Source organism: Arcanobacterium pluranimalium (genome assembly GCF_016907845.1).
GTDB lineage: Bacteria > Actinomycetota > Actinomycetes > Actinomycetales > Actinomycetaceae > Arcanobacterium_A > Arcanobacterium_A pluranimalium.
Genome location: NZ_JAFBCS010000001.1, coordinates 349,508 through 368,729, shown reverse-complemented (window position 1 = coordinate 368,729; position 19,222 = coordinate 349,508). Strand labels below are relative to the sequence as shown.

The 19,222-nt window shown below is 49.3% G+C and carries 11 protein-coding genes; 4 read left to right on the top strand and 7 right to left on the bottom strand.

The annotated features are described in order from the left end of the window. Positions 1-8: 8 nt before the first annotated feature. The 3 genes from JOD55_RS01490 to JOD55_RS01480 form a co-directional block, all read right to left on the bottom strand. A complete protein-coding gene (locus tag JOD55_RS01490) occupies positions 9-1,541 on the bottom strand; it encodes an AI-2E family transporter (RefSeq protein ID WP_204398018.1) in 1,533 nt (510 codons plus the stop codon). Between the two features lie 89 nt (positions 1,542-1,630). Next, positions 1,631-2,986, bottom strand: a complete 1,356-nt coding sequence (locus tag JOD55_RS01485; protein WP_204398017.1) for an MFS transporter — start codon at positions 2,984-2,986, stop codon at positions 1,631-1,633. A gap of 104 nt (positions 2,987-3,090) precedes the next feature. Further along, positions 3,091-4,509, bottom strand: coding sequence for a CCA tRNA nucleotidyltransferase (locus JOD55_RS01480; protein ID WP_204399668.1), 1,419 nt, complete (start codon positions 4,507-4,509; stop codon positions 3,091-3,093). A 193-nt stretch (positions 4,510-4,702) separates the two neighbouring features. Between JOD55_RS01480 and JOD55_RS01475 the strand changes: the two genes are divergently transcribed. The 4 genes from JOD55_RS01475 (at position 4,703) to trxB (ending at position 10,978) form a co-directional block, all read left to right on the top strand. Then, a complete protein-coding gene (locus JOD55_RS01475; protein WP_204399667.1) occupies positions 4,703-5,197 on the top strand; it encodes an NUDIX hydrolase in 495 nt (164 codons plus the stop codon). Continuing rightward, on the top strand, positions 5,194-7,521 hold the full coding sequence (locus JOD55_RS01470; protein ID WP_204398016.1) for a DUF6049 family protein: 2,328 nt from the start codon (positions 5,194-5,196) through the stop codon (positions 7,519-7,521). The genes JOD55_RS01475 and JOD55_RS01470 overlap by 4 nt, the downstream gene beginning before the upstream one ends. Before the next feature lie 110 nt (positions 7,522-7,631). Next, complete coding sequence (locus JOD55_RS01465; protein WP_204398015.1) at positions 7,632-9,929, top strand: protein kinase family protein; 2,298 nt, start codon at positions 7,632-7,634, stop codon at positions 9,927-9,929. 119 nt (positions 9,930-10,048) lie between these two features. Further along, a complete protein-coding gene (gene trxB / locus JOD55_RS01460; protein WP_204398014.1) occupies positions 10,049-10,978 on the top strand; it encodes a thioredoxin-disulfide reductase in 930 nt (309 codons plus the stop codon). A gap of 110 nt (positions 10,979-11,088) precedes the next feature. Here the strand turns inward: trxB and JOD55_RS01455 are convergent, their stop codons facing one another. The 4 genes from JOD55_RS01455 to JOD55_RS01440 form a co-directional block, all read right to left on the bottom strand. Next, positions 11,089-11,406 carry a hypothetical protein gene (locus JOD55_RS01455; RefSeq protein WP_204398012.1) on the bottom strand — a complete coding sequence of 106 codons (318 nt, stop codon included), beginning with the start codon at positions 11,404-11,406 and terminating at the stop codon, positions 11,089-11,091. Positions 11,407-11,603: 197 nt separating this feature from the next. Beyond that, positions 11,604-12,116, bottom strand: a complete 513-nt coding sequence (locus JOD55_RS01450; RefSeq protein WP_204398010.1) for a hypothetical protein — start codon at positions 12,114-12,116, stop codon at positions 11,604-11,606. Between the two features lie 19 nt (positions 12,117-12,135). Then, positions 12,136-14,466, bottom strand: coding sequence for an RHS repeat-associated core domain-containing protein (locus JOD55_RS01445; protein ID WP_204398008.1), 2,331 nt, complete (start codon positions 14,464-14,466; stop codon positions 12,136-12,138). After that, complete coding sequence (locus tag JOD55_RS01440) at positions 14,447-19,195, bottom strand: PA14 domain-containing protein (RefSeq protein ID WP_204398006.1); 4,749 nt, start codon at positions 19,193-19,195, stop codon at positions 14,447-14,449. Before JOD55_RS01440 ends, JOD55_RS01445 begins: the two co-directional genes overlap by 20 nt. Positions 19,196-19,222 lie beyond the last annotated feature (27 nt).

Genomic DNA, 19,222 nt, shown 5'->3' with positions numbered 1-19,222 from the left:
CACCTCGATTACTTCGTGTCTCTTTCTGGACGTGTTTCACTTCCAGAATCAGAAGACGGTTGCGAAGCGCGAACTTCGCGTTTTAATTGACGCGATAAACTAGAAAGTTTAAGTTTTCCGGACGCTAGTGGAAGGATGCCGTGCTCAGCGAGCGGATTACGCAGCTCAGTCAATGGATCTTCTACTGTCTGATCCACGTCGTAGAGCCCAAAAGCATTTCGCTTTTTCGTATCCCCCTCTGAAATTAAGAAAACATCCAACCATTGCGTTCGTGGATCTGAATCTACCAGTATCGCCTTGAAAAACAATGTGAGTGGAACTGCAAGAATTGAACCGAGAACGCCCACGATCGACGTCCACAGGATCAGCGAGAAGAACGTGACTGTTGGTGAGAGTCCCACTAAATCACCGACGAACTTCGGCTGCAAGAACGTCTGAATCACCACGTTAATCACCGAATACGCCACCATCACGATCAGCATTGCTTCCCAGCCTTGATCGAGTGCAGCCATGAGCATAGGAGGCAAGACGCCGAGCACAAAACCAACGTTAGGGATGTAATTTGTGATAAATGCCCACATTCCCCACGTCCAAGCGAGCGGAATTCCCATGTATTCAAGGGCAAATACGTCAATTACTGCCACAATCAGGCCAAACACTGTGGAAATAATCCAGTAGTGGCGAACACGTTTTTCAAAACCTGAAAGTGCGTTGGCCAGATTCTTGTGAGATTTCCTGATGACGTGCGAACGTGCCGCCGTCGTCGTCGTATCTAACGTGATAAAGAACAGCGCAATGATTGCAATCGTGATCAAACCACTGATCGAACTCAAGGAATCAAGCAGGCTCAATACCCAGCTGATGAGTGAATTGAAATTCAAATCTTTGAGGTATTTGCTCAAATCGTTGGTTTGAATGTGGTAGCTCTCGAGAAATGCGGTGATCTGCTTCATCATATTCTCGAAATTACCTGTATAGCGCATAAGCGTTTCTGGAACTGGCCTGAGCGACCAGATCGTGACTGTAACTGTTCCAGTAAAAACCACGATCAAGGTAATAAACGTGGTGAGAATAGCAAACCAACTTGGCAATCCACGCTGAATAAGCGCGCGCCCGATAGGGCGGAATGCCAAAACTAATGTGAGGGCCAAAAATATTGGGGTGAATACTGAATTGATGTAATTCAGTCCAGCCATTGTGATCGTGAAAAGCGCACCTGCTCCGAGGATCATTAATCCCGTCACTGGTCGGCCGCTGATCTCATCAATATCAGCGTGGGGACGATCCAGATCAGAATCTTTCGAATCGCCTGTTAAATCGTTATTTTTGGCATCGGTTCCTGCCGCTTTGCGTCTATTTGCCGCAGTGCCACCGCCACCAGCCATGTCGCCGCTAGCCGCTGCGCTGCCGTCGTCTACCGCTTTTTCAGCACTTGCCGCCGCAGAACTTCCAAGTTTCTCCGAACCCTCGTTTTGGGTAGCATTAGCTGCCGATAGGTCAGTTTCAGTGAACTCACTATCAAAATTTTTTATATTACTCACAGGCTTACCCTTCTCGAGAAACTGCTTTACCAGCACGGTTGCTCTTTAAGCTCAGAATACAGTTCGTTCCCAGTCTATTAGGAGGTTGCTTAAAGTTGTGTCATACCACAGTTGTAAATTTCCCTGATTTTCCCCTGATACCACCAGATCATCACCACATTAGATACCGCCAATAGCCCAAATATCGTTGCCGACCAGCCAGAATCAGGAATCACAACTGCCGCAATTGCACCAGCCCCCACAAACGCCGAATTGAAAAGCATGTCATACAGCGAAAATACCCTGCCACGAACGGTATCAGTGGTATCACGCTGCACGATCGTATCCACCGAAATCTTCGCGCCCTGCACTCCAAAACCGAGCAATATCGCACTCACCGACACCCCGATCCGACCGGCTCCAAAAACCATTATCACCTGCGATAACGCCGAGGCATACAGGCAATAAATAATGAGTTTTGCCGGCGTGTTGCAGGAGTTGAATCGGGCTTTGAGTCGAGCAATGAATCGGGAGTTGAGCTGGGTATTAATCAGCGCATTGAGCTGGGAGTTAAGCGCCGGAATCACCACAATTGCTAACACGTTTCCCACAATCGACACTGAAGCGATCGCTGCAAACACGCCTAAGCCCGCAGCATAATCGTGCGGATCGGCCAGCGTATTGCGTGAAATCAGGATCAGGGCGATGAAATTCATTCCGTAAATAAATCTGTGTCCGGCCATAATCGCGAGCGCATGCGCTGGTGTGCGCTCGCGAAGCAGATACTTGCCCGCATCCACAAGATTCCTCACCACTGAGAAAATGTCATTTCCTAGTGGGTGTTTTGTGATCTCAGTGCGGTCTGATCCAGTGCTATCTACCCCAGTGCTATCTAGCCCAAGGCGGTCTGGCCCAAGTGCCTGGCGTGAAAAACGGCACGCAAGTATCGAGGCACCCACAAACAGAAACGACGCCGTTACCAGCGAAAGCGCGTTACGCAACTCGCCCTCCGGCGTCGTGATGGCGACGACGAAACCCGCCACGGCACCAAAGGCTGCGGCAAATCCTCCTAAAGTTGGAATAATTGAATTCGCCATGAGTAGAAGTTGCGCGGGCAAAGTGTGAGGTAGTGCGGCAGAAAGTGCTGAGAGAAGAAATCTGTTGATCCCCAACACGATCAGTGCTCCCACATAAACGCTCCACGATCCAGGAAAAACCACCACCAACAATGCTATGACCAGGGTTAAGACTGCTCTTAGCGCATTGGCCACTACCAGCACGGTGCGGCGATACCATCTGTCGATGAGCACGCCAGCAAAAGGCCCAACGAGAGTAAAGGGTAGCAAAAGCACCGCAAGTGCAATGGCAATATCGGCAGCTGTGGCGAGTTTTTGCGGGTTAAAGAAGAAAAGACTCGCGAGCCCAGCTTGGAATAGCCCATCACCGATTTGCGAAGTAAGGCGCACAACTAGAAGTTTGCGTAATTCTCTGTACTTGAAACAGGCACAGAAATCCTTTGCTAGCTTCATTTCCGCTTTCACCACACGTTTCGCCTCGTTACGTCGTTTCGTTACGGGCGCGTATTCCACCATTCAAGCAGACGACGCCGCGCTTCGTCCTCGCCAAGTGGTCCTTCTTCCATGCGCAGCTCGAGCAAGAAATTGCGAGCCATACCCACTTCGCGGCCAGGCTTGAGATTCAGCAGCTCCATAATCTGCTGGCCATCCAGATCAGGACGGATCGCGTCGATTTCTTCTTGTTCTTTGAGCTGCTGGATACGATTTTCAAGGTCATCCATACCCGCTTGCAGCCAGCGCGCTTTGCGACGATTGCGGGTGGTGCAGTCAGCACGAGTAAGACGATTGAGCCGGGAAAGCAGATGCCCCGCATCGGTGACGTAGCGGCGCACAGCCGAATCAGACCACGCCTGCTCGCCGTAGCCATGAAAACGCAGATGCAGCTCAACGAGTCGCGCCACATCTTTCGTGGTCTGTTTATCAAACCGAAGCTGTTTCATTCGTTTGGTGGTCATTCGCGCACCAATCACGTCATGAGCGTGGAATGAAACGCTGCCATCTGCCTCAAATCTGCGGGTAGCGGGCTTGCCGACGTCGTGCATCAAGGCCGCCATTCGCAAGACGAAGTCTGGGCTTGGCACCGCGCCGTCTGCCTCAGTTTCAAGTTCCATCGCTTGTTCTAACACCGTGAGTGTGTGCTCGTAGACGTCCTTATGACGGCCATGCTCATCGACGGTCTCGCGCAGATTTGCCAGTTCGGGAAGCACTCGCTGTGCCACATCGGTGTGTACCATCAGTTCGATACCGCGGCGAGGATATGGGGAAATAATGAGGCGCGTCAGTTCGGATTGGATGCGTTCAACCGACACAATATCGAGCCGCGGCGCGAGTTCGATCATCGCTTTCATCACGTCTTCGGCGACGTCGAATCCAAGCTGAGCTGAAAAACGTGCGGCTCGCATGATACGCAAGGGATCGTCGTCGAAAGATTGAGTTGCGGGAGCCGGAGTGCGTAAAACACCTGCTACGAGGTCTTCGAGACCGCCACACGGATCGACGAGTTCCAGGTTCGGCAAACGCACAGCCATTGCATTGACGGTAAAATCGCGGCGGGTGAGATCACCTTCAAGCGAATCTCCATATTGCACTTCTGGTTTGCGAGAAGCGGAGTCATACTCCTCAGTTCGATAGGTTGTGACTTCTACCACTAATCCATCTTTTGCGGCGCCAATAGTTCCAAATTCACGACCAATCTCCCAAGTACTTCCGCCCCATTCAGTAAGCAAGCACAAGGTTTCCTCAGGCTTTGCAGACGTAGTGAAATCGAAGTCATGAATAGGCATGCCCAAAAACGCATCGCGAACCGGCCCACCTACAAGTGCCAATTCCATGCCATTACGTGAGAAAATATATCCTAGTTCAAGAATCGCCATCGGAAGCGAACTCAGGGTTTGGTGACCTTGAGTAAGCATCCGGGCGCGCTGGTTAACGCCGGTGTTTACGTCCGTCTCTGAAATAAATGAATCTGGATTATGTTTCGTCACTCTTCAAGAGTGCCACGAATTGTACCTCTGGGTCATATATTGAGGAACTTAACTTATTACAGTAGAAGGTATGTCGAATAATCCGCAGGCTACACCTAACCCAACAGGTGGACCACGCCGTATGAAGCGTATTGCTGCCGCTTCATACTCTTCGACGCGCCGAAATACCCTGCCAATCGTGCACGAAACTTCCGCAGGTGGGATCATCGTTTCGGTTCAAAATCACACTGCCTACGTGGCAGTTATCGCGCGGCGCAATCGAGGTGGTCGGTTAGAGTGGTGCCTTCCCAAAGGCCATCTCGAAGGAACGGAAACGGCCGAGCAGGCCGCTGTGCGCGAAATATATGAAGAGACCGGAATTTATGGCCGCGTTTTGCGCCACCTCGCGTCCATTGATTACTGGTTCTCAGGCACGGATCGGCGAGTCCATAAGGTGGTGCATCACTTCTTGCTCGAAGCCCTTTCAGGAACACTCACCACCGAGAATGACCCTGATCATGAGGCAGAAAAAGTAGAATGGGTGCAGATAGATAAGGTCGCGTCGCGCTTGGCCTACCCGAACGAGCGCCGAATTGTTGCCGCGGCGCGTGAATTACTTGAAGGAGGACGCCGGTGAGCAAGCGTTCTCGTATTGCAAAAGTCGCGTCTTTTCTCCTATCTAGTGCCGTTTTCGTTTCGTTTGCGGGTTCGTCCCCCTCTTTTGCCGACGACGCTTTCGCCGATCACGCAACAGACTCACCTACGATCGGCAACAGCCTGAACAAAGACGGCCTGAGTAAAGCAAGTCTCCTAGCGGATTCGCTGACATCCACTCCTGGAAGTGCCGTGAGCAAGAGTAAATCTGCAGCTAAACAAGATGGAACTGTGGGCATGCACATACTTGATATTGCCGACCCAGTCTTGATCGCAGGTAAAGACTTGCGCGTGACCGCCGTCGTCACAAACACCACGCAAAACGACGCAACTATCACTGGAATTGAACTTAATGCTCAAACACGAAACAGCTCCCAGTCTGCGCAAATATACGGATGGCTCAACGGCGAATCATCCAAAACGAAAGCGGTGGCAAGCACTAGTGACGCCACTGTGCCAGCCGGCTCTGAACGACGTCTGTCTTTTAACGTTCCCGCAGCTAACCTGCCTTGGAGCAGCCAAGATACCTGGGGTGTGCACGGAATTGAAGTTCATGCAGTTGCCACGCTCAATAATCGCGAGGTGAATATTTCTGACCGCTCTTTGGTGGTCACATCGAATGGGCGTTTAGCTTCACCGATGCCGGTCAATGTGGTGGTACCGGTAACCGCGTCGTTGAAAGCGCTTGCTCAGACGCCAAATCTGTACGATGAACTCACATTACAGCCGGGCGACGCGAGTGCTGATAAGACCGATCAAGGCATCAACAATGCTCCTGGTAAAGAGGCAAAAGACCAGCCAAACTCCGGATCGGGCACAAACCTAAACTCAGAATTGAACGATGTGGATCGTGACCAGTCGCCACTCGTTCAAACCATTCAGAAATACGATGCAGACGGCGTGCACATGCTCGTCGATCCGAGCGCTTTGGAATCTCCCCAAATTCGCACAGCTCTTGCCACTAAACAGCACGCCACGGCTGATCTATTGCCAATGTTTGACGCTGACTATGCTGCGCTCGCGCATGTGCAACAGTACGAAATCGCCCGCAAAATAGTTGCTGCCAGCATCAACGCTGGTCAGAACGCTATTAACCAGCCACGAATCGGTTTTGCATACTTGGAGGGGAATGTTGATCAAAATATTCTCAACCTCATTCAAGTTTCAGGAGTTCCAGGTGCGATTGTGCCTAGCGATGCGCTGAGCCAACGCAAGAACTCCTATTACACACCCTCGCCGCATACGAAACTTCCTACGTTGGAATCTGAGCTGGACGTGCTCGTGACTGATTCGGCTATCAACGCAGCTATTTCTGGAAAACTCATCTCCGCCGACGACGAAAAAACTCTCGATCTCGACCCTGTTGATTCGCGCCAAGCTGCCCTTGCCCTCACCGCTATTCACACATTTCAAGCACCCAATTTTCCACGTCCAATCCTCATTTCGGTGCCGAGAAATGCAGTGGAATCGGCTCAAACATTGGCCAATGTGCAGGCTGTGCTGAAATCTCCTTGGTTAACGCCAGTTCCTTTTTCGGCCTTGCAGCATTCAGACCTCAATAAAGTTCGCTATCGCGCGCTTGCAGAAAATTTGCCGAACTCGGGAGAATTTTCCAAACAGGATCTCTCCCATCTCGATGAGTTTAAGGATCAACTCGAGCAGTTATCTTCCGTTCTTATTGATAAAAAGCCATTTAACGACCTCGTCGATAAACATTCAACGCGTCTATTTGCCGTGAATTTCCGTTCCAACCCGGCATTGCGTTCGCAATATCTCGCAGCGATGTCCGAAAACTCGGGTATCTTCCAAGAAATTCATTTTCAACCGCTATCGACGATCAATATGATCTCCGAATCGGCTGCGATTCCTGCACGTATCACGAATCCTTTTTCGTCTCCGATTCAAGTAACTGTGCATCTCAAAGCCCCTGATTCGCGTATTTTTGCTCCGCAACCTGTTAAGGTTGTGATTCCAGCAAAATCTACGACGAATGTTTCGGTGCCAGTTGAAGCGCGTGGTTCCGGTAATTTGAAAGTCGCTTTGTCTATCACGAACGATGCCGGTACCAGCGTCGGAATGCCGCTGGAAGTCAATATGCGTGTGCGTGCGACGTGGGAGTCCACCGGCACGCTGATTATGGCAGCGCTCGTGGCCAGTGTTTTGGTGTTCGGATTAGTCAAAGCAATTCGAAAGGGACGCCGTTCAGCTCCAGTCGATCCTGAAGAGTTCACGTCGAAACTCGAAGCCGTGGAGCATGCTGAGGAAGAGTCGTTGAAAGCTGTCGACGATCTTCCCAAATTAGGCTAATTATTCTAAAATGTGCACAATTTCTGTTTCGCAAGCGTGCGAATATCTAAAAGCCACGCAACGGAGTAAACTTGTGTCAGATATATACACATTTGCGTTTGGGGGATCAATTGTCTGAGGAACTTGCTTTCGCTGGGAAAAGAATAGCGGATCGGTTCGAACTTACGGCGCCCACACCATATTCTTTCGGTGCGGAGCATACCGCCACCTGGTTCGCAAATGACACAGTGCTTTCACGCCAGGTGCGAGCAATCGCCGTCGACATTCACCACCCTCATCGAGAAGCTGTCATTGACGCGGCGCGTCGTTCCTCGCTCATTGACGATACGCACACGATCGCCGTCGTCTCAGTAGTAGACAACGCCACCGACGCCGTGATCCTCACCGAATTGCCACTCGGAACTCCACTGAGCGCTTATCTCAACGGCGATCCGCTCGATCCCCAGCTCGTCTCGTCGATCATGGGTCAGCTCGCTTCGACTATTCATAATGCCAGCCAGCGAGGGGTGCGCCATCTACAGTTGGCAGCGAATAAGATTTATCTCACCGATTCAGGCGATATTCTCATTGATGGACTCGGTGTTAGCGCCGCTCTTGCCGGTGTTGATACGAATCGGCTCAGCGCAGAGTTAGATCGCGACGAAGCGCGTGGTCTCGTTGTGATGTTAGCTGCCCTTTTGCACGGTCAAGATTTTCCTAGTGATCCGAGCACTCACGATTCTCTGATCGCTTCGGCACGCGATATTCCTGAGCTGCCACAAGAATTGGCTGATCTGTTTGCAAAAGAAAATTCTGACAAACCGATCCGGGCTGCGGGCGATTTTATGCGCATGATTATGCCTTGGGAAGAGATTGATTTTTCCAAACTTCCCACGCCGCGCAGTTCAGACGATCCGGCATTGCCGCAGCTGGCCGATGATTCTGAGCTTTCGGATAATGAACTCACCGACACCTCGATTTTCGCTGCTCAATTTGCTGAGGATAACGATTTAGTCGAACAACCACAGTTGAGTTCCCAGCCTGTGTGGCCAACGCTTGCGCGCCCTGTACAGGCACCTACGCCTGAACAACCGCCTGTATCTGATCCGGTAGATGCAGCTTGGCCTGTGGAAAGCACAGACGCGGAAAGCACAGATACTGCAGCTACCGCAACAGATATTGAGCCGGTTAAGGACTCACTCGTCTCCGAATCTACAGCTGAGGAGCCTGCCACTGCGATGTTAGCCGCTGGGGAATCTACCAGTGTGGAGCCTACTAGTGCGGAACAAGAGGGCGTAGAACCACCCGCCGAATCTCAGTCCGCGGAGCAGAAGCTCTCTGAACAGAAGTCCGCAGAATCTTCCTCCGAAAAGCCAGAGTTCATCAAGGCGCTTTCACAAAAGACGAGCGCTCTGCCTAAGCTTGCATGGCCTAAGCTGCCAGAAACGACTGAGTCACAAGCTAGTGCTTTATTCGAAAACAGCACTCCAGTAGAGGTTCCAGAACGCACAAGCATACTTGAATCTCTGCGCGAAACGATGGCACCGTCGTCTTACGCCTACGAGCAGCGCAAATCTGACCGTAACGCAGCATCGCGGACCACGCTCGACGCAGATGCTAAAGCGAGCGCAGGAGTAGCCGCCGCCTCCAGCTCACTTGGTAGCTCACCAAATAGCTCAACAAAGGGTTCAGCGGCCAGTTCATCCAGCGCGCCGACGACTTCTGAAAAACGTGACGGCGCAGGAGTAGTGCTTGATAAGAAATTCAACGCGCCAAAAGCCGTGTTTATCATTTTTGGAATTTTGGCCGCAATCGGTTTGATCTTTGCATTCTCCCAGCTCTTTAAGCCACTGGATCCTGTTTCGGTAACGAAACCAGATTCAGAAAAGCAAACTTCACAAAAGGATTCGAGTAAGGACGGCAACTCCGGTGATTCTTCTGAAAAGGATTCTGCCAACAAAGACGCCGAAGCCACCGCCGTCGCCCCGAAAATCGTCAAAGTGACCACAGTGGCACAGAACCCAAGTTTCCTCGCAGATCAAGACGATTCCACGAAACGCCTGGTAAGCACCACAAATCTCGCATTTGATGGAAATCCGGCAACTGCTTGGCAATCCTGGTGGTTCAAGAATGCAGCCACCTACAACAAAAATAAACTCGGCTTGCATATTGAGCTTGAAAAAGAAACCGCAGTGAGCGAGATTAACCTCAATATCGCAGGTGAGGGCGGCGACGTGCGGTGGATCAAGGCCACAGCCGCGAACCCTACCCAAGGCGACGCTGTTGCTAACAGCGCGATGAACGCCCAAACTACACTCAAAGCAAGCGCTCCAGTGACCACCAAAGAGCTCGTCATTTGGTTCGATGCGCTGCCGGTCGATAAAGAAGGTAAGCTGCGCGTAGTAGTCAACGAAATTTCAATTAAATAGGCTTTTGATATTGTTGAATATACATCGGAGCATGATTTAGCTGCTGCTACGAGCATGGTTGTGTGCATCAGCGAGTCGCCCAAATAGCTCAGGTGTTGATCCGTTCAGGAAGGTTAAGAATGTCTACACAGTACGACGTCATCATCGTTGGTTCCGGACCTGCAGGTTGGACTGCAGCTATCTACACTGCGCGAGCGGGATTGAACCCGCTGGTGCTCGCCGGCACACTCGATGCGGGCGGCGCGTTAATGACCACCACGGAAGTGGAGAACTTCCCTGGCTGGCCAGAAGGCATTCTCGGCCCTGAACTCATGGAAAAGATGCAGGCACAGGCTGAGCGATTCGGTGCGCAGGTTGAATACGAAGATGCAATCGAATTTGATTTGGCCGGTGATACCAAGATTATCAAGACCGATTCAGAAACTTACGAGGCCAAAGCGGTAATTTTGGCACTTGGATCGGCATACAAAAAGCTTGGATTGGACGCCGAAGCGGCATTTTCTGGAAAAGGTGTTTCCTACTGCGCTACCTGCGATGGTTTCTTCTTCAAAGGCCGGGAAATCGCCGTGGTTGGCGGGGGAGATTCCGCAGTCACTGAGGCATTGTTCCTTTCGCGCTTTGCGTCCAAAGTGCACGTGATTCATCGCCGCGATGAGCTGCGCGCTTCCAAAGTTATGGCTGATCGCCTACTTGCCGACGAAAACGTGCAAATGCACTGGAATTCCCGCGTAACCGACATCCAGGGCGAGAATAAGCTCGAGGCTCTGACCTTGGAAGATACAATTACCGGTGAGAAGTCGGAGCTTCCTGTTGGCGGCCTATTCGTGGCGATCGGTCACGAACCACGTTCCGCTGCTGTTTCGGAGCAGGTCACGGTGGACGACGGTGGTTACATCGTTGTTGATAGCCCTTCGTCGCGCACCAATATCCCAGGTGTTTTTGCTTGTGGTGACGTTGTGGATCATGAATACCGCCAGGCAATTACTGCAGCTGGCAGTGGTTGTGTTGCCGCACTTGATGCACAGAATTACCTGTCTAAATTCGAGTAAAGCTGAAGCAGGTTTTTGCTTGGGGGCTCATGCGTAACGCATTGTACGCATGAGCCCCTGCTTATTGATTGAGTAGCTAGATAGCTCGTTTTGGTGCAACTAACTGGAGATCATTCTTCGGTAAATTCACTCATCCAGCGTTCGATGGAATCGTCTATTCCTGTACGATCGTAATGCCAAGTAGAAGGCGGATAAGTTAGTCGAAGTATTGCCAGATACGACAGTTCACCGGTGTGCATACGTTCGTAGAAGTCATGGGCTCGATACGAACGCACATACGCAGGCTTACCAGATATTTTTTCTGCAGAAAAATAATAGAACTGACTCACCCACGCCGAGCAGTCGTCATCAACAATTTCGAACCATTTTGCAGGAAAACGGTATGGTGCAGCGTTAGGATCGGTTGGATCACCACGTAGATCATCCATAATTTCGTAGTACCGACGTGGCTTACAAAGGAACCGAAGCCAACCGCAGTGATATTCGCGCACTTCTGCAAGCACCAAATAGTCCCGACCTGGAGTTAAATAGCCACTATAATCCTTACCCCACCTGACCAGCGAGGCTCCAGTCTTCATCTTCACCCGCATGATTTACCTATCTCTATTCCGCCACCGCAAAAGTTTCATCGAACGTATGGTTTGAAAACCGACGCCGATTCTCTCAGGTACGTTTCTATCCAAGTTTTGATTGAATCGTCAATATCTTCACAATCGCTATGCCAAGTAGAAGGCGGATAAATCATCCGGAGCAATGCCAGATCGGGTAATTCACCGTCAACCATACGCTCAAGAAATCCCCAGTTTTCATTCGCTTTCACATAGCGTGCGTCACCTGAATACGTCCACGGTTCGCCAGTGCCATAGTCAAAAGTTTTAGTTACCCAATTAGGTCTGGAATCGTCCACAATCTCAAAGAGGTTCGGAGATACTGCCGTAGGAAATGCAAACGTATCGTTAGGGTCGCCATCAACGTCGTCCATGATTTCGTAGTGATGATACCTAGTATCCGACTCCCACAGAGCTTCGTCGGTGCCAAGAAATACCTCTGCCAATACTAGATAGCTTTTACCTGGGGTGAAGCTCGCACCAGTTTTAAATTCCTCGTCAAAAATCGGAATATTTTCTTTGATTTTCACTCTCATAAAATCTGACTCGTTATCGCGTGTACTTAAATTGTCGATATATTGGAAGATTATTATGTTTCAGATAATGAACCTGTTTATATCCTCTCTTATATCCTCTCGTTTTAGGTCCCAAGTTGTAAGCATATTTTCCCCACACGTCCGCATTCAGTCGGCCGTCGCCAAGCCTTTTATTTTTCATAATTCTTATTCCGTTTTTTCTTGCTTTGCGAAAATTAACCAATTTCCTCGGTGTTGGAAAGTCCTCATACCTACGGATTCGTGTTCCAAAATATTTGTATGACGGTTCATGAAAATAAACTGCACTATACCCCATCACGCTACCAAATCCACCTAATACAGCTCCTTGCCATGTCGCTCTCCAAGCACCAGACCAGGTCATACTGCCATAGTTTCCTATTGCATACTCAGCGAAACCGACTCCTGCACCAACGCCGAGACCCAAAGCTACAGCACATCCTAAACCTGCTGTCGCCGCACAAAACGCTCCCGCACCAACACCGGCTACAAACGCTGCCCAGCTCCATTGTCCGTTGAGGTCGAAGTCGTTGATGGGGTCGTTGACGTAGGCGTAGTTGTTGTCTGTTCCGCCTTGGACGGGGTCGACTTGGAGGAAGCGTCCTAGTGCGGGGATGTAGAGCCTGGCTCCCATGTGGATGATGCCCCCTGGTATGGGGGTGGTTGTTTCGGTGATTTTCTGGTGTTGTCCAACATACCCGAACGTGGTTCCTACTACCGTGTTGGCTGGTAGTGGCGTGGGCGTGTTGGTTGGTGTTGGCAGGGTTTCACCGAATGGTCCGGTCATGAAAGTGCCATTGAGTATTCCTTGAGTGTTTGTGGTTGCGAAGATATCCCCGTGCATGTTGGACAGACTGTATGTGGTTGTGTCAGGCTTGTCAGGACGCATCGTGAGAAGGACATTTCCTGGTAGTGCAAGGTATTTATCAATAATATTGCCGTTAGCGTCGGTGGTGTAGTCTGCAGCGTCTCCGGCACCATTGTAGTGATAGTTCACGATACTGCTGGTTTGTCCTGCTTCTTTGACATGTCGTTGGGTTAAACGTCCGAGCGTGTCTTTCGTGAACAGGGTTTCTTTGTTCCCTGCCGTTATTTTGGTGGCACGGTCTTTCACATCGTATTCGATACGTGTTTGATGGTCGTTATCGCCAAGGCTGATCGTGTTTCCATGCTCGTCATAGGCAGCATTGGTCAGGGTGGGGTCTGATGATGCTATCAGCTGGTCAGCCATGTTGTAACAGTAAGTGGTGGTGACACCGTTAATGCTCATACTGGTACGGTTGCCATCTTTTCCAGCGTCATATCCCGGGGTAGGGTTACAGGATGGATCTTGCGGGCCGAAACCGTAGTCGAATGTGTTGTTTCCGATCACGGCTTTAATAAGACGCCCCACACGATCATAGGTGTATTGTTTATTGACACCATTTTCGATCCCGGATTTAATATCTCCACTGGTGAAGCGTTCGATACTATCGGTGATTGTTTGCCCGTTAGCTAACGTGTAGGTCAGGGAGTTTTCTCGCCCCAGAGTATCACGGGTAATTTTTGATAGGTGGATACCGTTAGCATAGTCGACGTGATCAATACGCGAATATTCGTCATAGAATACTGCGGCTAACACGGTTCCGTCAAGCTTGTAAGTAGTCAGGCGATCATATTGATCGTAGGTGTTTTCTTCTTGTCCGAGTTTGGATTGGCGTTTAAGGAGTTTTCCGTAATCATCATAGGTTGATGTTGTTACTTCACCACTAGCATCGGTGTATTTGATTGTCCGGCCTAGTAGATCGTTTTCGATAGTGATCGTGCCAGTATCATCAGTTATCGAGGTGATGAGCGGGTTTCCGTTAACCGCGTAGTTATTTGTTACTCGGTATCCTTGTTTGCCATCAATTGATGGAACAACGGTCTCGGTAATACGTCCGCGTTTATCGTATGTTGAACATGTCCACGGGTCATCGTTGTATCGGGTAGCGATAACGTCACCACTGGTGTTGTAGACAGTTTCGGTTCTCCGTCCCTGGAGGGGTCCGTCTCCGTCCGGGTCTGGTTCTGTTTTACCTTTCGGGCGTCCTCCTTGATTGTAGGTTGTTGTATCACCACTAGCACACGGGTTGGTGCGTTTTTCGTTTGCACCGTAATGTTGGTAGGTGGTTGTTGCCCCGCCTGGCAGGCTGGTGCTGAGCGTACGAAGGAACCCTTGACCTGGTGCTTCGGTGGTTGTTTTTCCTTCGAAATTCATTCCACCCGGATCAAGCACGGTATGATCTATCTGCCCATAGGCGGGGTCTTTGTAGAATGTTTTGGTTTCAAGGTTGCCTTTGTTCACTGTCGTGTGCTTTTGTTGATGTTGTCAGTGAATAGCCTGGTTTGAGGTATTGGCGCACATCTGCTGTTTCTACCCCGCTGGGGTTAGTGAGGTAGAGGGTGAAAGATGCGTTTCCTTGTGCTGCTAGGTGATAGTAGTCAATCGATATCCGGTGTGGCATGTTGGCTTGAGTGTTATTAATCGATGCGATCGGGTGGCTTCTATTCGTGCCGTCAACCCAATCATCAATCACGTTCACATCGTCAACGCTGACTCGGGTACCAGAGTCTGATACGATACGTAGTTTCCAGGTTCCTACCGTGGGTAGATAGAGTTTTCCACTCAACCGTAGTCCCCAGGTCATTGCTTTATCTGGTAGAGGGGACCCAGTCCAGGTATGGGATTCTTGAGCCGCATTAGTACCAATGTTTGTGGTGTTGACTTTTGGCTGTCCGATAAGTGACGTGTTCGCACCATTTGCTGTGAAACGAGCGGTGTTGGTGTGCCAGAATGCTCCTGCTTGGGATCGGATCACTAGGTTACCGTCATTTTGAATTTCAAGGCGTACGTCTCCACCATAGGGGTTAACTGATCCCGTCATCCAAGCAACAGAGGTTCCGTTAAATAGCGCCATGTTGCCATCACTTTGCAACAAGAGGCGGTTTGATGGGCGTCCTGCTGTGTTACTAGCCCACATGGCACCATTAGGACCATAAACTCCTAAATTACCATCTGTTTGATACACGAAACGGAATCGACCATCGGTGGAGGTGATACTGTCTCCTGGATGGAGTTCTTGCCATGGGGAAAGCACGCTCATTGGCCTGTCTTTAACCGTGTAATACGAGGCGGCTAGTCCATCAATTCCTTCATCATAACGAGTCGATGTATGTGGGGTAAGGTTTGTTTTGTCAGGCAACGGAACGCGGCTAGTGGTAAACCATTCTTTCGGTGCCGGGCCGTATGCTTCAATCTTCCGATCATCAAGGTCATAGATCGTGGTTGATTTCAGTCCCGTTGGGTCAGTCGTGGAAAGAATAAGGTCTTTGACCGGATCCCATTCCTGCTCACTAGTTTTACCTGTTAGATCAGTTTCTTTAACTGTACGTAACAGTGAGTCATAGTCTATCTTCTTAGAAAACCCTTGCGGCTCTGAAGTACCATCAATGTGCATCAGTGTTGAGCCTGGAACATATTCGAGGCGATGAACAATCTGTTTAGCCTCTTGAGTAGGTGCTGGTCCAGTCACTGTTGATGCTCGCCCAATCACGTCATACGTGATCGATACTTTCGTTGAATCATCATCAGGACGTATACCGGCTGCTATCACATCATTTTCAAGCGTTCCACGAACCGAGGTCAGACGCCCCAGCGTGTCATAACCGTAATCGGTAAAGTCATTACCTGGTTTTTCGATCCTGGCGAGTTGACCATTCTTATAATGGAACGTCGTCTTGTCTCCATCGCTGGTGACTAGGGAACACAGCATGCCGACAGGTACAGGGTCAAAACCAGAACCCGCAACACACTGGTCGGCACTTTGTGTAGTGTCGTTATACGTCAATGTTGCTTTTCGTTCGTTACTTGCCCCATCCGTAATGGATACGAGTTTCGATGGGCTACCGGCATATTCGTATTTTAATGCTGCCGGTTGGCGATCATCGGTCGGTTGCGTAACAGACGCAAGCACTCCTTCAGCGTTAAAAATATAGGTACGACCATCGCCATCAATCAGCGTATAAGTGTTATCAGTGTTTTTAAACAGTTGACCATCTTCATTAACCGGTGGCTTATATCCCTGCCCAGTGCCTGTATATAGATGTGTTCCGCGTGTTGAATCTTCCAAAATAACATTGTTACCGCTTACACGGAGTCGTTCATAAGCCACATCACCATCAGCATCAACATTCATCGTCCATTGCTCAGGCAACACAAAAGCATCAGGAGTGAGCCACGATGAAGGAATAGTTTGGAATGGCATCGTCGCGCTCTTGATTAACAGATTCAACGCCGCATAGCCAGAACGCTCATACCAGTCAACTGTGATTGGTATCGGCTTACCTGCCTCAAGACGAACCGTGTTAGACCAAAACTCACCAGCCTGATCACGCCACGAATCAACTAATGTGACAGGCTCGCTATTAGGATTAAGCCCAAGCTTGATACGAATACCATCATCAGCATAAGCACCAAGTGTGTATTCCCCACTAGTGGGAACCGTTAAATAGCCTGTCCAACGCGCCATAAAATTATCAACCGGCATGCCCTGAGCTATACCACCAGTGCCAAAATTCAAATACATCGCCGGATCACGCCGAACCATTAATAAACGCGAGGGATCTTTCGCAGCCGCATCAATATCAGCCACACCCGGATTCGTATAATAATGCCCCGTCAAACCATGCTTTTGCTCTTCTTTAACAACCTCAGTAAACAACCATTCACGTGGAACTACCTGTTCAGAAACCGCTCCTTTAACAAGGAGTTTCGCATAGGCACGTCCCGTGTATTCGAAATAGTCAACCGAGATAGGTACAACCTCACCTGCTTTGAGAGTGACTTTTTGTGAACCAGTGAAATCATTAAGATTACAACATCCTTTTGAGTAGACAACGTTATTGTTCACACGAACAGTCATCCGGTCATCAAGAACAGATCCGAAATAGTAATCCCCACTATTAGGCGCAACAAAATAGCCATTCCACTGAACAAAAACACCATCGCTATTAACACCAGGATTCGGGCTTCCCATTCCCCAATCCATATCAATCATCGATTCACGTTTAGTTAAAACAGGATTCGTTGTTGGCACACCACGGGAGAAATCATAATCGTTTCCAACGTTCCAATATTTCGCGATAAGCCCATGCCGAGGCGTCGAAGGGGAAAGGTAATGCAAACCAATACCAAGATTTCCGCCAAGTGATTCCATAGAATGTGAATCAACAGACGTATCAACAATACCGGTTGCTAAACTAACACCAACAGGGCCAAGCGTGTCATACGTTTGAGTACTATCTTTACCTAGCCTGTAGTCCACCTTAAAACTACGAACCCAATTAGGACTCGTGACCTGGCCACCTTTTGTATAAACATGCCAGTAATAAACACTGCCGTCTTGTAACACACCATCCGGAACAGTAAAACTCGTGGAGTCAATCCACCCCGAATTAACAATTGCTCCTGTTTCCGCATCAGGATTCGTTGAGAGACGGAAATAATATTGAACCGCCTCACCATCACCATCAGTAACCGGAGTTACACGTAATACTGGCTGTGAATCAACAACAACTTGATTATGTGCAGGTATTTCAGGAGAAGCTACCGGAGTAGAGGAATCATACGTCACCGAAACCCCAAAAATCGAGTAAGGTTTATACGACTTGTATGCGCCTTCTTCTCCCCATACACTCCACCACGCACCAAAATCATTACGATCAACAGCAGCTTGCAAACCAGCAGTGAAATCAAAATTAAAATCGGTACTTACTTGACCATTCGTCAAAAACTGGCCCGTACAGGCATACCCCAAACAATTGGCATGACCGAAAGCAATCCACCGAAGATCCGTCACACCGTTATAGTTCGGAACAAACGCGCCATGAACCGTCGCATTCAAAACCTTTTTACCAGCCAGTTCGTTATATGGGAAATTGAAATACGACCGCCACGACTTCCAACCAGAACCATCATTCAACGTTCCAACATGAGCCGTACAGTTCGAAGAATTACACGAATATCCATCCGACTTATACATATAGATACTCGATGCTCCACGGCCAAAACTTGGATCAATAATTATCGGGAAAGCATCACTAGGTAGGCCATTAACCCAAGCCTCATCAAGCCACACACGAATACCACTACCATCACCATCAACACGCTGACCAACACGAGGTTCAGACTGAACACCACGATCATGAACATCTAACGTCAAGACACCAAAGCTAAAAGCAGGATCAATCCCCTCAATTGTCAACTCCCCGCTCTTAGTAGGGTGATTTACAACCTTTCCACCATCAACATCGAATACAAAAGACTTAGCAGCCTTCTTATTCTTTACAACGATAGTCTCTTTAACCGCTTCACCACGGAGTTCATACTTCACATCAACAAAAGGCCACGCATCACGATAAACAACCGCATTATCACCATCACGCTCAGGTAGAACATCACGCCCACCAACTGGCTTGACACTAAAACGCTTACCATCAACGTTAAAAGAAACACCATCACTAAATGGTTTAAGATCCACACTAATCAAACCCGCATCCCCTTGGAAAGCCTGGGGATCATTAGAAGTAAACCAAGATGAAAACCATCCTAAAACGCCCTGATCTTCTTCAACTGGATCAAGTGAATTATCAATCTTTTTCCACTTCGAACCATCACGATAATTCACTTGATCAGGAGAAAACTCCATCGTTTTCGAACCATCAGCATTCACAAACGTCGACGTGTTCTCAGTACGTTTCGAAACATCTTCACGGACACGCTCACGGTCCGGAGAATTACCAACCGAGTAATCCGTGGCACCCGAAGCATCATTAAACAACACAGGATCAGCGACTTTCACACTATCCAACGGTTTAACCCGCCCATAATCAACATCACGAGAAGCATCAACCTTAGACTCCTGAGCAACCACAGGAACAGGCATCAAACAATCAACAACAAGCAACAAACCAAGAACAAACGAAACCATAAAAACAAAAGATTTCGCCCATGAAAAACGCCCCAAAGTCCACACTGACTCACGTATAAGAAAACTCCGTAG